The sequence below is a fragment of the Intestinibacillus sp. NTUH-41-i26 genome, from assembly GCF_032769475.1.
Lineage (GTDB): Bacteria > Bacillota > Clostridia > Oscillospirales > Butyricicoccaceae > Agathobaculum > Agathobaculum ammoniilyticum.
Map to the genome: position 1 here is coordinate 880,831 of NZ_CP136477.1, position 14,081 is coordinate 894,911.

The window sequence follows — 14,081 nt, forward strand, 5'->3', positions numbered from 1 at the left end:
GCCGGTCAGCCGTTGCCCGTAGGGATGAACGGGCGGATGGCCATGGCGACGCCGGAGATCGGCATGGTCTGCAGCCAGATTTTGCCCGGGCCGGTCAGGGTAGTGTTAAACAGCCCCTCACCGCCGAGCAGCTTGTTTTTCAGGCCGGGTACCTGCTGGATATCGATGGACACGCTCGGCTCAAAGCCCGCGACGTTTCCGGTGTCAACCACCATTTTCTGCCCCGCAGCCAGATCGTATTCGACCAACTCGCCGTCAATCTCAACAAAGGCGGTGCCGGAACCGGACAGGCGCTGCATAATGAAGCCCTCACCGCCGAAAAAGCCTGCGCCCAGCTTTTTATTGAAATGGATGGAAAGCTCAACTCCCGCTTCCGAGGCGAGGAATGCGTTTTTTTGCACGATCATTTCGCGGCCGGGGGCGATATCGAGCGGCAGGACTTTGCCGGGGAAGCTGGAGCCGAAAGCGATCATGCCCGCGCCGTTCGCGGTATAGATGTTCTGGAACATGCTTTCGCCGGAAAAAGCTTTGGAAAACATTTTCCCAAGGCCGCCGCCGCGCGTTTCCATCTGCATATTGGGACTCATCCAGACCATAGAACCCTTTTCCGTGATCATCTGCTCGCCGTCGGCCAACTGGCAGACCACGACCGGAAATACGCCGCCCTTGATTTCATAATTCATACGGTATCCTCCTTTTACAGTGCTGAGGTGAATAAAACTTCCATTTTTATAGTATCGTGGAAACGGGATGCTGTCAAGCAAATGGAACAAGGCTTGTATCCGGTTCGTCTAATATGATATAATTGAAAATATAATAAAAGGAATACCGATTTGCCAGGGCGGGTTTGGCTGTGCGCGGCCCTTGTGCCGGAAGGCTGCTGCCGTGGCGCTGTGATGCAAAAGGAAGGAGGCGTTTTGGATGAAAAAACGTACTTTGATTGTTATTGTGGTCCTGATAGTAGTCGCGTTGATCGCGGCGGCATGCGTATATGGCTATGTGTCGGGGCGGCAGCAGACACAGGAAGAGCCGCCCGTCAGCGAACCGGAAAAGCCAGCGGAGCCGGAAGGGCCGGATACGCCGGACAAGCCGGACGAGGAGCCGGTGCAGCCAGACAACCCCAACCCTTCGGGCGGGGAGTCGGTGATCGTGTATGTGCCGGATGAACAGGGCGAAACCCTGACGCCGGTCGGCGCGGACGCGAAGGACGACTCGGATCAGGCATTGGTGGACGCGCTGATCGCGGCCAATTCCCTGCCGGCTGGTGTCGAGGTCCAGTCGTCGTCCGTGGAGGACAGCGTACTCAAGCTGGACATGAACGCCGCCTATGGCGAGGCGGTCCGCGCGTCCGGCACCACGGGAGAGAGCATGCTGATCTATTCGCTGGTCAATACGTTCGCGCAGGCGCGCGGCGTGGATCAGGTTTTGATCACAGTGGACGGCGCTCCGCTCGAAACCGGACACGATATCTATGACTATCCGTTAACGGCAAACAGCAACCCGTAAAGGTATGGACGGCCCCTGCGAAAACGCAGGGGCCGTTTTTTGCGCCATATGCAGGAAAAGACAGGGGATAATTCATATTGATAAAAAGCACAGGCGGTAAGCCACCGGACGCACCCGAGGCGTCCGGCGGCTTTTTTCTTTGCGGGGTTATAAATTTTTATTGTAGCAATCCTGACAAAGCGCCGTAGGGAAATTTGTGATTATTGTCGGGAGTGTGTTAAATCTTTATTCAGATGGACCTAAAAAGTTGGAAGCTGTCCCTCTGAAACATGGAAAGTTTGTGCGAATTGCTTAAAATGAAACGTACAAAAAGAAAAAATATATGCAATGGTACGATTGGAGGCGGAGGAGGACAGGATATGGAACGATGTTACAATTTGCAGACCTGCGCGGCGAATTCATCATTGGAGCAGGATATCAGGCTTTGCGCGGACGTGGGTTTTTCCTCGGTGGAAATCGATTTTCAAAAGGCAAGAAACTATCTGCAGGAACACACGCTGCAGGATCTCAGCCGGCTGATGCAAGCGCACCGGATGCGGTGCGCCTCGATAAATGCAATATTTTCCATAAACTTTTGCACAGAGCAGCAGTGGGAGGACGTATGCGCCCAGTTGGACTTCGCCTGCGACCTGGGGGAAGCGGCCGGTGCGGATCGGGTGATCGTCCTTTCTAACGAACGGGCCGATCTGCCGGCAGGCGTCACCGACGAAGCGATTTTCACGGACACGCTGCAGGCGTTGCATCGCCTGGCGGACAGGGGCGGGGCGAGAGGGATGAAGATCGCTTTCGAGCCGGTCGGAACCATGGCGATCGGGGATATCGGCACCGCTTGGCGGCTGGTGCAGGCGGCGGACCGGCCGGAGGTCGGGCTGGTGATCGACGATTTCAACCTGTACCTGTGGGATGTGGGCGCGGACTTTGATGTGATCTGCCGCATCGCGCCGGAAAAGGTGTTCATGGTGCATCTCAACGATGCGGAAAAGATTCCGTTTGCGCGGCTTGACCAGAACCACCGCTGCATGCCGGGAGACGGGCGGATCGACGTGCGGCGATACATGGAATGCGTCCGCGCCTGCGGCTATGACGGTCCGGTATCGGTTGAGGTGCTCAATTCGGAGATCTGGGCGAAAGGACCGGAGACGGTTATCCCTGAGGCCTATGAGAAAATGGGGAAATTCGTCGATTGATGTGCGATTGATGCGCGGCTGTTGCTGCAGGACAGCCGCGGATTGAGGAATGATGCATGCGTTAGGAGGGGGAGACGGAATCAAGCATAAGCGGAAAAGAGGATAAAACAATGATACGGAATAGGAGAACGGTATGACGAATTTACAAAATGAAAGCAAACGCTTCTATGTCAAAATTGGTACCGGAGAAAAGCTCGCCTATGGCTTCTGGGGCTTTGGCAGCGACCTGGTATTCCAGACGATCACGATTTACTTAACGTTTTTCTACACGGATATCTTCGGCATCACGCCTGCTCAGGTAACCGCACTGTTCCTGGCCGCGCGTGTCTGGGACGCGATCAACGACCCTCTGATGGGCGCGATCGTGGAAAAATGTCATTTCAAGCATGGCAAATACATCCCCTGGTTCGTGGGGCTGTGTATCCCGTACGGCATTTCGACGGTGCTGGTATTCACAACGCCGGAAAGCATCAGCAAGGTTGCGTACGCGTGGTTTACTTATATCCTGTTTGGTATGCTGTTTACCGGCATCATCATTCCGGTGACCTCGCTGTCCTCTTCCATGACGCAGGACCCGATTGAGCGCGCTAAACTCAATTCGTTCCGTATGTTCTGCTCGGGTATCGGCGGCGTGGCCTGCTCTATTCTGGTGCCAAAGCTGTCAGAATCGCTGGGTACTACGCCGCAAAACGGCTACCAGCGCGCCATGCTGATCCTCTCGGTCGTAATGGTGATTTCGTTCCTTGTGGCTGGTAAGGTGTGCAAGGAGCGCGTGCCGGAATCCGCGATGGATAAGGAGGAGCCGTTCCGCTGGCGGGATATCGGTACGCAGTTTGCAAAGAACAAGCCGCTGCTCATCCTGTTTGTCATGTATCTGGCGGCCTACACCTACAACATCTTGGTTTCCTCGGTCGGCACTTACTTCCTGCAGTACAACGTGGTGCAGTATAACATCTCTACCTCGATGGATATGGGTACTTGGAATCTGCTGCAAACGCTTCCGTCCATTATCCCGATGCTGTTCGTACCGGCGATTGCACGGCGCGTGGGCAAAAAAATGACCGTAATTTACGGCTGCGCGATCTCCACGATCGGCATGCTGCTGTTCTTTGTCATGCCAAACACAATGATGATCGGCTTCTGCATTGGCAAGGCGCTCGGCTCGTTCGGCTACGGTATGACGCTGGCAACGATCTGGTCCACCCTGCCGGATTGCGTGGAATACGGCGAATATGTCACCGGACGCCGCTGCGGCGGCTTGATCTTCTCGCTCGCATCGTTCTCGATCAAGATCTCCATGACGATCGCGGGCATCCTGCCGACCATCCTGTTCAGCTTCACCGGCTATGTGGCGAACGCGGTGCAGAACGAAGCGACGCTGACCGTTATCAAGGCGCTGAATTCTCTGGTGCCGGCGGTCATCCTGATCATTGGCATTCTGGTTTATACGCGGTACTCGCTGACCGAAAAGCGGTTTGACGAGATCGTAGAGGAGCTGACCCGCCGCCGTATGGCTGCCAAGCAGGCGGAGGACTGAGCTGCAACACAACAACGCAACAAGAATAAGGAGGCTAAACGCAATGAAAGTGGTATGCGGTATTAAGGTCGGTAATATGAAGGATCCGGACGAGGCGAAGCGGGGTAAGGTCGGCATTGTCGACTTTGCGGTAAAGCCGGTCGGGCCGGAGGAAGTGAAGATCAAGGTTGCGTATTGCTCGATCTGCGGCTCGGACCCGCATATCGTGGGCGGCGCGTTTGGTCTGGAGCCGCCGTTCGGCCTGGGGCATGAGATGTCGGGCGTGATCGTCGAGCTGGGCGAGCGCGCCGGCGATACTGGACTCAAGGTGGGCGACCGTGTGGGCGGCAATTTCCTGCATTACTGCGGAAGCTGCTATTACTGCAAGACCGGCAATCCGGAATACTGTGAGAACGCGGGCAATGAGCCATGCATGGCGGAGTATGTCGTTTGGCACAAGTCCCAGGTGGTCAAGCTGCCCAAGGGCGTCAGCCTGCTACAGGGCTGCATGATGGAGCCGCTTTCCATCGGCGTGCGCATCATGGATAAGTCCAACCTGCAGACCGGCGGCCGCGTGCTGGTTTCCGGCGGCGGTCCGATCGGCCTGATCACCTGCCAGCTGTTCAAAAAGCGCGGCGCGGCCTGCCTGACCCTGTCCGAGCCGAACCAGGAGCGCTGCGCGATCGCCAGGAGCATCGGCGTGGATTACACGGTCGATCCCACGAAAGAGGACCTGTTTGCGCGCGGCATGGAGATCACCGAGGGGCATGGCTATGACGTGATTGTCGAGGTTTCCGGCGTGCCGGGCGCGGCGCAGTCTGTGCTGCCGCTTGCGGCAAAGTGCGGCACCGTGCTGTTTTCCGCGATGTTCCCGAATTCGTACGACCTGCCGTTCAACCTGTACGAGTACTGCTATAACCGGCAGATCACGGTCAGCGGCACCTACTGCACGCATTTCAACTTTGAGCGCACGGCGCTGATGCTGCCGGATATGGATTTCAGCGCGTTCACAAAGCCGGAGCAGATCTTTGATATCGATGACTGCGAGCAGGCGTTTGCGGCGCACCTGAGCGGCAAATATCCGAAAATCGTCATCCGCTGCAACCGGTTTGACGGGGAATAACAAGGAGGGTCTTGAAGATGAGCGAGAAAAAGCTGTTGACGATTGCGGAGTTGGAGGACAAGTGCGTCGATATCCGGAGCGATCTGCTGAATTTTATTTACCGCATCGGCATGGGCCATCTGGGCGGCGAGCTGTCCATTGTGGAGATGGCGGTCGCGCTGTATTACAAATACCTGAACTTTGACGTCATGGACCCGCACAAGGAGGGCCGCGACCGCTTCATCCTCTCCAAGGGCCATTGCTCGGAGACGCTGTACACCATCTTTTCCGATCTGGGGGCGTACACGCAGGACTACATGGTCGAGCACTTTGAAAACCTCGACCAGTACAAGTTTGGCATGCACTCCAACCGAAAGAAATGCCCGCAGATCGAGGTTTCGGCTGGCTCGCTCGGCCACGGCCTGCCGATCGCGGTCGGCTATGCACTCGGCGCGCGCTACCGCAAGGAAAACTACCGCGTTATCGTCATGATCGGCGACGGCGAATTCGACGAGGGTACCAACTGGGAGGCCCTGATGGCGGGCGGCCATTACCAGCTAAACAACCTGACCTGCATCCTGGACAAAAACGGCCTGCAGATGACGGGTACGACCGAACATGTCATGAACATAGATCCGGTGGCGGACAAGGTGCGCGCATTCGGCTGGGAGGTCATCGAAATCGAGGACGGCAACGACATGGCGCAGGTCTGCGCGGCGCTCGACCACCTGCCGGAGCGCGACTATGCAAAGCGCGCCAAGCCGACGTTCATTATCTCCAACACGGTCAAGGGCAAGGGCGTTTCCTTCATGGAAGGCAACCACAAGTGGCACGGCGGCGGCATCGGTGAAGAGGATCTCAAGACCGCGCTCGCGGACGTTGCAAAAATGAGAAAGGCGTGATGAACGATGGCAGCGAAAACGACTTACGATTTTGATATGATGCTCTCCAACGCCCGCGAGGCGTACGGCGAGGAGCTTTACAAGATGGCCTGCGAGGGCAAGGATTTTGTGTTTACCTTCAGTGATAATGTGGCGCCGTCCTCCTCGGCGGGCAAGCTGCTCAAGGAGTTTCCGGAGCGGTGCTTCAACTTTGGCATCGCCGAGCCCGACCAGGTCGGCGCGTCGGCAGGTCTGGCGCTGTCCGGCTGCACGGTGTTCTCTCAGGTGTTCGGTCCGTTCCTGCCCCTGCGCGCGGCCGACCAGATCCATACCGACATTGCGTATAACGACGTGAAGGTCCGTCTCATCGGCACCCATTCGGGCGTGACCGCGGGCGGCGGCCCGACCCATAACGATATCGCAGACCTGGCGCTCTACCGCGCTATCCCCAACCTGACGGTCGTCGTTCCTGCTGATGCGGCGCAGTGCTGCAAGTTTATCCGTGCGTCGATGGATTACGAAGGCCCCATGATTATCCGCATCGACCGCGCAGGCTCGCCGAACGTCTACGCCGAGGATTATGAGCTGACCATTGGCAAGGCGATCGAGACGCTGGAGGGTACGGATGCCTACATCATCTCGTGCGGCTCCAACCTGTACGAGTGCCTGATGGCGGCCAAAATGATGAAGGAAAAGCATGGCTCGAGCATCGGCGTTCTGGATATGCACACCATCAAGCCGCTCGACGAGGACGCCATCCTGCGTGTGGCGCAGAAGACCGGCAATATCGTCACCGTAGAGGACCACTCGATCAACGGCGGTCTGGGCGGCGCGGTGGCCGAGGTTCTGTGCGAGGTCAGCTACAAGGGCAATTTCCGCCGTGTCGGCATGCCGGATGAGTTCGCTGTGCTGGGCTCGACGGACGACATCTACCATTATTACGGCATGGACCGCGATGGCATCACGGCAAAGCTGGAAGAGATGCTGCGCCTGTGACCGGACGACTGTTTTAGAGGGAAAGCGAGGGAATACTGAAATGATGACACAAGTCATGGGCTGCTGCGGAAAGTATGTGCAGGGCTACGGCGTGCTTCACGACCTGAACAAATATGTGGACTGGATGGGTTCAAAATTTCTGGTCGTCGCCAGCAAAAACCGGATGCGCGACCTGAAGGACACCATATCCGTCGCGCTCGCGGGAAAAGAAGTCTCCTTTTATGAGTTTTCCGGCGAATGCAGCTGGTCCAATATCCAGAAGCTGATGGACGCGGCGCAGTCGTTCGGCGCACAGACGCTGATTGGCATTGGCGGTGGAAAGGTGGTGGATTCGGTCAAGGCGGCGGCGTTTAAGGGCGGGCTGCTCAACGAGGTCATCATTCCGACAATTGCGGCGACCGACGCCTATACCAGCGCGGCGTCCTGCATTTACGACGAACAGACGCACATGATGACCGAGGCGATCAACTCCCCCAAAAACCCCGACCTTGTGCTGGTGGATACCGAGATCCTGCTGAAAGCGCCGGTACGCCAATTCGTCTCTGGCATGGGCGACGCGCTTTCCACCTATGTCGGCGGCCTAGTGTGTCAGGACAATTATTTTAATAATCACCACGGCGGCGTGGGTACGCACAGCGCGCTGGCGATCGCCAAGCTGTCCTACGACATGCTGTTCCGGTACGGCCGGCAGGCCAAGCTGGCCGCGGAAAAAAGGGCGCTGAGCGACGCATATAATGCTATAATAGAAGTGAACATACTGATGAGCGGCATGGGGTTTGAAAACAACGGCTCTTCTTCGGATCACAGCTTTTATTTCGGCACCTTGGCGCTGCCGGACCGAGAGGAATATGTTTACCACGGCGAGGGCGTGGCGTTCTCCACCTGCTGCCAGCTCGTGATGCAGGGCGCATCCAATGAACAGCTTGACGAGGTTTACCGCTTCTGTCGGGATGTGGGCCTGCCCATCACCTTTGATGATATGCATTTGAGCGACCTGACGGACGAAGAGTACGATATCATGACAAAAGCGGCGCTGGAGCAGGGCTTCATACACAACCAGCCGTTTGAGGTCACTTATGAGAAGGTGCTTGGGGCTTATAAGGCGGCAGATGCGATAGGCCATCTGTACCATGAGGGAGGATCGCTGCTGTAAATATGAATGACCGGCAGTATATGAAGAATATAGCGGAGCTTGCGTTTTCCGGATATAAATTTGTTGTATATTATGCGGAAATGCTCGACCGCTGGATCGCCGAATTCCCGCATAACCATCCCATGTATGAAATCTATTATGTACTGGAGGGGAATGTAAGGATCAATATTGCCGGTACGGTGCAGGAATTGAGGGAGGGGCAGGCGTGCGTCCTTTCCAAGGATATCAAGCACCATCTGTATTACGACCCTGACGTACCCAAACGGTACTTTGCGCTGATCTTTGACATTGTCCCCTGCGAGCGGCTTGCCATGAACGGGCCGGATGGGACAGCCGAGCTTGCGGATATCCGGCAGGCGCTGCTTCCGGTCGATAGAACAGGCTTTCAGATACTCAACGCACATGCAGACGCACGGCAGAACGTCGAACGCATCCTTGCGGAAATCAGGGAGCGCCGGCTCGGCTGGAATACGCAGGCAGTCATGCTGTGCTATCAGTTTTTCGTTTTGACGCTGCGGCAGATCATGAGAGCGCCGGTCAGGGACGTGCATTTCTCCGGTCATGAAAACCTGGCGATGCAGGTGTCCATGTATATCCATGCGCATTATCCGGAAAATATTTCGGTGGAAAGCGTGGCTGAAGCCCTTAACGTATCGCCGCGCCACATCAATCGGGCCTATAAAGCGATGTTCTCTACAACATTTATGAAAAACACCAACCTGCTCCGCATTGCATACGCAAAAAATTACCTGTGTACGACCGATTTGTCCATCGAGGAGATCGCGGAAAAGATCGGCTTCACCTCATCGCGGGCGCTGTACAAGCTGTTTCAGCAATATGAGGGGCTTTCCCTGTCGCAGTATCGGGAGCGGCATAAAAAAGACAACTGAATACACCATATAGAAAGCCGCAGGCTCCGTGAGAGGACCTGCGGCTTTCGTATTCTGCTGCATGGGGGAGCGCGGCGTCAGCGCTTTTCGCGCATGGACAGCACCCTTTGACGGATTGCGGCCGCTGCGGCGCGCGGGTCGTCCGCTTTCATAACGGCGGACACGACCGCCACACCCGCGATCGGGCTGTCCGCGAGAACGTCCAGATTATCTGCCTGCAGGCCGCCGATGGCGACCACCGGAATGGGAACGGCGCGGCAGATCTCGTTCAGTGTGGAAACCGGCGTCAGCCTGGTGGCAACGTGGGTCGTGGTGGGATAGATCGCGCCTGTGCCGAGGTAGTCCGCGCCGTCCGCATAAGCGGCCTTGGCGGCTTCGACGGATTTCGCGGTCGCGCCGACGATCCGGTCCGGCCCCAGCAGACTGCGGCAGACCGCAACCGGCAGGTCGCTCGCCCCGACATGCACGCCCGCCGCGCCGCAGGCGAGGGCGACGTCCACCCGATCGTCAATAATGAGCGGCACCCGGAAGCGGTCGGCGACCTCCTTGACCCGCCGCGCGAGCGCAAGGTAATCGCGGCCGCCGGTATCCTTTTCGCGAAGCTGAATGAGCGTCGCGCCGCCGGCGCAGGCCTCACTGACCGCGCTCAACAGGCTGTCCTCCGTGTGGTAGCTGCTGTCCGTAATAACGTAGAGCGTGGGATCGAATTGCATGTTGATTCCTCGATTCATATTGATATATTGAGCAGGCCACAGCCCGATTCGAGCGCGCCGAGTCCGGCGCCGTCCGGCGCGAACGCGGCGCTGTGGCCAATGAAGCGGTTCGGCGCGTATTGATCGGCGCCGAGTACGGTCATATGGTTTTCAATCGCGCGGGCGCACAGGAGGGTGCGCCAGTGCAGCAGCTTGTTCGACCCCGCGACCCAGCCGGCGGGGACGAACAGAACTTCCGCACCTGCGGCCCGTTGCGCGGCAGCCAGCGCGGGAAAACGAAGCTCGAAGCAGGTGATAATGCCAAGGCGTCCGGCGGGGGTATCTACTGTCGGAAAAGCACAGTCGCCCGCCCGACATTCATCGGATTCGCGGTAGTCGAACGCATCATACAGCATTTGCTTGCGGTGGCAGCCGCGCAACGTGCCGCGGGCATCCAGCACAACGACGGTGTTGTACGGCAGGCCATCCGTGCGCTCATATACACCGGCGGCAAGCCACAGGCCATGCCGCCGCGCCAGCTCGGCCAAGGCGGTCACGAACGGACCGTCCAGCGGCTCTGCGGCCTGTATGTTCAGCGACCGCCTGTTCGTTTTTGCATAAAACATGCTGTATTCCGGCAAAAACAGCATGGATGCGCCGGCATCCGAGCTTTCCTGCGCAAACGATTGAATGGCGTGCAGGTTGTGCCGCTTGTCCGTTCCGGCGCCGAACTGCGCAAGGGAAACGGTTATGCCTCGCGCCAGCCCTTGCATACGTCCACCCATGCCTTGTAGCCGGAGAACTGCTCCAGCTCCGGAATGGTCAGCTCGATGGCAGAGTTCGCGGAGCCGCAGGCGGGGAATACCGTTTCGAACCGGTGGAGTGATTCATCCAGGAAAACGGTCACGCCGGAGTTGATGCCGAACGGGCAGACCCCGCCGACCGCGTGGCCGATTTCCGGCTCGACCTCATCAAAGGCGAGCATTTTTGCCTTGCAGCCGAAGCGGGCCTTGTATTTGGGATTATCCACCTTAGCGTCGCCTGCGGTGACAATCAGGATTACGCCGCCGTTCGTGCGGAACGACAGCGTTTTGGCAATGCGGGCCGGCTCGCAACCGACAGCTTGTGCCGCCAGCTCGACGGTGGCGGAGGAGGTGTCGAATTCCAACACGCGTTGCGCCGCACCGAAGCGGGACAAATGGTTTTTTGCTTTTTCAATAGACATCAGGTAGTTCCTCCACTCTGTTCCGGTATGGTATCGATCAGGCGCTCGCATAGGCGGCGCAGATAGATCGCGGTTTCGCTCAGCGTCAGGCAAAGCACGAGACGCTCGTCCGGATCATGCGGGTCGGCGGGCAGATACTCGCGCAGCAGGGGCGGGATAAGCGCGCGGATGCGCTCCTTGTTCTGGAGCAGCCGCGTATAGCCGGCCTCAAAATCCACGCCGTCCCGTCCGGTCAGGGCCTTCACGTCGCTGAGCTTGAGCGTCTGCTTGAGATGGTAGACGCAGAGCAGCTGCATGATTTGCTGGCGGGTGTATTTTTTGCCGCGCACGGGCGCCAGCAAGCCCTCCTTGACATAGTTGTGGACCATGGTTTTTGTCAGCAACTTGTCAGTTGGGTCGCGTTTTTCCGCCGAAAGCGTCTCGTCGAACAGCGACAACACCTGGTCCATATACAGATCAAGCCGCGGCACATCGGCAGGCTGGATATCCTGATCGGAAAAAACCTCGTCGATCAGCGCATCAAGCTCGGACATGCGTTCACCTCATTCCTTTCCTTATATTATAGTCCTTTCCCTCGGCCGGTGCAAGGGTGCGGGCTATCTGTCCGGCGGCTCACTTTTGGAAAATATCGAGCGCATGGCTGGTGACGCCCGCCAGATCCGGCCGCTCGCAGGTGGCGAAGTGGTATTTCAGATACAGTGCGAAGGCCGCTTCGTCCATTTGGTCGACCGCCTCGCGCATGAACAGGGCACAGCCATCCGACGCCACATAATGCAGGCGGGTCACGGGGAAATCCGCCATCAGTTTGTCGATATCCTCCTTGCGAACAAGCTCGAACAGGTCCTTTGGCTGCGAGGTAGCGGCAAAGGTTTCCGCATCGAGCAGTCCGTCGCGGATATACGCGCGCACATCGATATTGCCCCGGTGGAAGCCTTCGTCCAGCAGGCAGCCGTCAGAGATGACATAAGCGGCGAAAACAATACCGCCCGGCTTTGTTACGCGGAGCGCCTCCCGCAGTGCCTGCTGCTTGTCCCGCTTGGTGTAGAGGTGGTACAGCGGCCCGAGCAGCAGCGTGATATCGTATGTGCCGTTCGGAAAGGCGGACAGATCCAGTGCGTTGCCCTGAACGACGCGCACCTTTTCCTGGGGCTGGGTGTGCGCGCGGAACACCTCGATGTTGTGTTCGACCAGCTCCACCGCGTCCACGGTGTAGCCCTGCTGCGCGAGCGCGTGGGAGTAGCGGCCGGTTCCCGCGCCGATTTCAAGTACGCGGCTGCCGGGGGACAGGTATTTCCCGATGTAATGCATGGTGGTCAGAAACTCAACCGTTCCGTGCGGGAGCCGCAGCCGGCTGTCCTCGTCATAGTGGTTGTAGAAATCGATCAGATAACGGTTGTCCATGATCGGAAGCCTCCTTTTGGGGAAATCGATGTGCCTGCCGCCGGACGGCCTGCGGCGTATTGCTGTGATTATACCACAGACCGGAACCGGCCGCAAGACGGCCGGCAGGTGGACAGCGGCACAAAAATATGCTATACTTAAACAATAAACCATGGGGGATTGCGATAAAAGGGGGCAAACCAGTGCGATGAAACGGTTTTTGAGGGATGGGCTTTTGGCGGCCTGCCTTGCGGTGATGCTTTCCGCTTTCGGAACCTGCGGTGCGGCCGGCACGAAACTGCCGGTGCTGATGTATCACGATTTGACGACCGACCCGTCCAAAACCAACAGCATGACGGTCACGGACGAACGGTTCCGGCTGGATATGGAATTTTTACAGCAGTTCGGCTATACGCCGCTGCTGCCGGCGGACCTGATCAATATTCGGGAAGGGAAAATGCAGCTGCCGGACAAGGCGGTGATGGTAACCTTCGACGATGGCTACCGCTCCAACTATGATTATGCTTATCCGGTGCTGCAGAACACCGGTATGAAAGCCGCGATTGCGGTTGTTGCGCATAATATCCGGCAGGAAGGGGACGCCGATTCCGCACGGCACAATATGACCTGGGATGAGCTGCGGGAGATGGTGGACAGCGGCGCTGTCGAGGTCGGCTCGCATACCTATAACCTGCATAACCCGCAGTATGGCGGAAACAACGCGCCCGATGGCATCAACGGGGTGATGCGCCTTAAGGGAGAATCGCGCAGCGCGTATAACGCGCGGGTGGGCGGTGACCTGTCGAGCAGCGTACAGTTGATCCTGACGCATACCGGCCAGGAAAAGGTCAATTATTTTTCCTACCCGTTCGGCGCGTATGACAGTTGGATGCCGGACTTGCTGGCACAGGCGGGGATACAGGTCAGCGCGCTGACCAATCCTGGTCTGTCCGAGATTTCCGTTACCCTACAGGGTCTTTCGCGTTACGGGATCACGATGGACCGGCCGGTGTCCGCGCTGCTGCGGCAGACCGACCAGGCGGTTCCGGCGCTGGCCGCGGTATCGGTCAACGGGGAGCTGGCCAAGCTGCCGGCCTACTACATCAATGGCAACAATTATGTGCGCGTGCGGGACGTTGCGGTCCTGCTGGGGGGAACGGGCAGCGCGTTTAACGTAGAGTGGAACAGCGGGAAAAATCGCGTGGAGCTGCAGTCGTTTACGCCATACACGCCGCTGGGGACGGAAAACGCGCCCCTGTCCGGCGAGACCCGCACGGTTCAGTCCATCACAGAGCCGACCGTGGCGGACAGCGTACCCAGCATGGTCGCGGCTTATAATGTTGACGGGTATACCTATTATAAGCTGCGTAGTCTGGGCGACCTGTGCGGTTTTGCAGTCGATTGGGACGAGGAATCGCAGACGGTCATTGTAACCGCTTAAAAGGGAAATACACCTGCTCGAAAAGGCAGGTGTATTTTTTGCTTGCAAGGGAAAAATGTTTACAAAACAGTGCTTGCATTTTTTGAAAAATGTAGTATCATAAAAGATATAA

General features: G+C 57.6%; 15 protein-coding genes. 9 read left to right on the forward strand and 6 right to left on the reverse strand.

Annotated elements, in window-relative coordinates:
• Positions 1-5 precede the first annotated feature (5 nt).
• Positions 6-683 carry a TIGR00266 family protein gene (locus tag RX717_RS04415; protein WP_054326798.1) on the reverse strand — a complete coding sequence of 226 codons (678 nt, stop codon included), beginning with the start codon at positions 681-683 and terminating at the stop codon, positions 6-8.
• A 238-nt stretch (positions 684-921) separates the two neighbouring features.
• Between RX717_RS04415 and RX717_RS04420 the strand changes: the two genes are divergently transcribed.
• From RX717_RS04420 to RX717_RS04455, 8 genes are all read left to right on the forward strand, one after another.
• Positions 922-1,506: a GerMN domain-containing protein gene (locus RX717_RS04420; protein ID WP_054326799.1), complete on the forward strand. Its 585-nt coding sequence runs from the start codon at positions 922-924 to the stop codon at positions 1,504-1,506.
• 359 nt (positions 1,507-1,865) lie between these two features.
• A complete protein-coding gene (locus RX717_RS04425) occupies positions 1,866-2,693 on the forward strand; it encodes a sugar phosphate isomerase/epimerase family protein (RefSeq protein ID WP_159068067.1) in 828 nt (275 codons plus the stop codon).
• A 133-nt stretch (positions 2,694-2,826) separates the two neighbouring features.
• Positions 2,827-4,230, forward strand: coding sequence for an MFS transporter (locus tag RX717_RS04430; RefSeq protein WP_107630892.1), 1,404 nt, complete (start codon positions 2,827-2,829; stop codon positions 4,228-4,230).
• Positions 4,231-4,273: 43 nt separating this feature from the next.
• The gene (locus RX717_RS04435; protein ID WP_107630891.1) at positions 4,274-5,332 is read left to right on the forward strand and encodes a zinc-dependent alcohol dehydrogenase; all 1,059 of its coding nucleotides are present in this window, start codon (positions 4,274-4,276) and stop codon (positions 5,330-5,332) included.
• A gap of 17 nt (positions 5,333-5,349) precedes the next feature.
• On the forward strand, positions 5,350-6,213 hold the full coding sequence (locus RX717_RS04440; RefSeq protein ID WP_107630890.1) for a transketolase: 864 nt from the start codon (positions 5,350-5,352) through the stop codon (positions 6,211-6,213).
• A gap of 6 nt (positions 6,214-6,219) precedes the next feature.
• Positions 6,220-7,188 carry a transketolase family protein gene (locus RX717_RS04445; protein ID WP_107630889.1) on the forward strand — a complete coding sequence of 323 codons (969 nt, stop codon included), beginning with the start codon at positions 6,220-6,222 and terminating at the stop codon, positions 7,186-7,188.
• A gap of 40 nt (positions 7,189-7,228) precedes the next feature.
• Complete coding sequence (locus RX717_RS04450; RefSeq protein WP_054326805.1) at positions 7,229-8,341, forward strand: glycerol dehydrogenase; 1,113 nt, start codon at positions 7,229-7,231, stop codon at positions 8,339-8,341.
• Positions 8,342-8,343: 2 nt separating this feature from the next.
• Positions 8,344-9,231, forward strand: a complete 888-nt coding sequence (locus RX717_RS04455; RefSeq protein WP_107630888.1) for an AraC family transcriptional regulator — start codon at positions 8,344-8,346, stop codon at positions 9,229-9,231.
• A 77-nt stretch (positions 9,232-9,308) separates the two neighbouring features.
• On the opposite strand, the gene thiE is transcribed toward RX717_RS04455, so the two are convergent.
• The 5 genes from thiE to RX717_RS04480 all read right to left on the reverse strand — a co-directional run bounded on the left by thiE (position 9,309) and on the right by RX717_RS04480 (position 12,549).
• Positions 9,309-9,944 carry a thiamine phosphate synthase gene (thiE, locus tag RX717_RS04460; RefSeq protein WP_107630887.1) on the reverse strand — a complete coding sequence of 212 codons (636 nt, stop codon included), beginning with the start codon at positions 9,942-9,944 and terminating at the stop codon, positions 9,309-9,311.
• A gap of 14 nt (positions 9,945-9,958) precedes the next feature.
• Complete coding sequence (locus RX717_RS04465; RefSeq protein WP_316960572.1) at positions 9,959-10,696, reverse strand: nitrilase-related carbon-nitrogen hydrolase; 738 nt, start codon at positions 10,694-10,696, stop codon at positions 9,959-9,961.
• Positions 10,672-11,148 (reverse strand): YbaK/EbsC family protein, encoded by a 477-nt coding sequence (locus RX717_RS04470; RefSeq protein WP_054326810.1) that lies wholly within the window; start codon positions 11,146-11,148, stop codon positions 10,672-10,674. Before RX717_RS04470 ends, RX717_RS04465 begins: the two co-directional genes overlap by 25 nt.
• Entirely contained in the window at positions 11,148-11,681 is a 534-nt protein-coding gene (locus RX717_RS04475) for a DUF1836 domain-containing protein (protein ID WP_107630885.1), read from the reverse strand. The genes RX717_RS04470 and RX717_RS04475 overlap by 1 nt, the downstream gene beginning before the upstream one ends.
• Positions 11,682-11,760: 79 nt before the next feature.
• On the reverse strand, positions 11,761-12,549 hold the full coding sequence (locus RX717_RS04480; protein WP_054326812.1) for a class I SAM-dependent methyltransferase: 789 nt from the start codon (positions 12,547-12,549) through the stop codon (positions 11,761-11,763).
• Positions 12,550-12,736: 187 nt separating this feature from the next.
• Here RX717_RS04480 and RX717_RS04485 point away from each other — a divergent pair, with 187 nt between their 5' ends.
• Positions 12,737-13,969 carry a polysaccharide deacetylase family protein gene (locus RX717_RS04485; protein ID WP_159068066.1) on the forward strand — a complete coding sequence of 411 codons (1,233 nt, stop codon included), beginning with the start codon at positions 12,737-12,739 and terminating at the stop codon, positions 13,967-13,969.
• The last annotated feature ends 112 nt before the right edge of the window (positions 13,970-14,081 follow it).

What these genes read in the sequence shown, in the direction of transcription:
- RX717_RS04485 (WP_159068066.1), top strand. Translation starts at nt 12,737, where the DNA reads ATGAAACGGTTTTTGAGGGATGGGCTTTTGGCGGCCTGCCTTGCGGTG.
- RX717_RS04440 (WP_107630890.1), top strand. Translation starts at nt 5,350, where the DNA reads ATGAGCGAGAAAAAGCTGTTGACGATTGCGGAGTTGGAGGACAAGTGC.
- RX717_RS04430 (WP_107630892.1), top strand. Translation starts at nt 2,827, where the DNA reads ATGACGAATTTACAAAATGAAAGCAAACGCTTCTATGTCAAAATTGGT.
- RX717_RS04420 (WP_054326799.1), top strand. Translation starts at nt 922, where the DNA reads ATGAAAAAACGTACTTTGATTGTTATTGTGGTCCTGATAGTAGTCGCG.
- thiE (WP_107630887.1), bottom strand. Translation starts at nt 9,944, where the DNA reads ATGCAATTCGATCCCACGCTCTACGTTATTACGGACAGCAGCTACCAC.
- RX717_RS04415 (WP_054326798.1), bottom strand. Translation starts at nt 683, where the DNA reads ATGAATTATGAAATCAAGGGCGGCGTATTTCCGGTCGTGGTCTGCCAG.
- RX717_RS04445 (WP_107630889.1), top strand. Translation starts at nt 6,220, where the DNA reads ATGGCAGCGAAAACGACTTACGATTTTGATATGATGCTCTCCAACGCC.
- RX717_RS04480 (WP_054326812.1), bottom strand. Translation starts at nt 12,549, where the DNA reads ATGGACAACCGTTATCTGATCGATTTCTACAACCACTATGACGAGGAC.
- RX717_RS04465 (WP_316960572.1), bottom strand. Translation starts at nt 10,696, where the DNA reads ATGCAAGGGCTGGCGCGAGGCATAACCGTTTCCCTTGCGCAGTTCGGC.
- RX717_RS04455 (WP_107630888.1), top strand. Translation starts at nt 8,344, where the DNA reads ATGAATGACCGGCAGTATATGAAGAATATAGCGGAGCTTGCGTTTTCC.
- RX717_RS04450 (WP_054326805.1), top strand. Translation starts at nt 7,229, where the DNA reads ATGATGACACAAGTCATGGGCTGCTGCGGAAAGTATGTGCAGGGCTAC.
- RX717_RS04470 (WP_054326810.1), bottom strand. Translation starts at nt 11,148, where the DNA reads ATGTCTATTGAAAAAGCAAAAAACCATTTGTCCCGCTTCGGTGCGGCG.
- RX717_RS04435 (WP_107630891.1), top strand. Translation starts at nt 4,274, where the DNA reads ATGAAAGTGGTATGCGGTATTAAGGTCGGTAATATGAAGGATCCGGAC.
- RX717_RS04475 (WP_107630885.1), bottom strand. Translation starts at nt 11,681, where the DNA reads ATGTCCGAGCTTGATGCGCTGATCGACGAGGTTTTTTCCGATCAGGAT.
- RX717_RS04425 (WP_159068067.1), top strand. Translation starts at nt 1,866, where the DNA reads ATGGAACGATGTTACAATTTGCAGACCTGCGCGGCGAATTCATCATTG.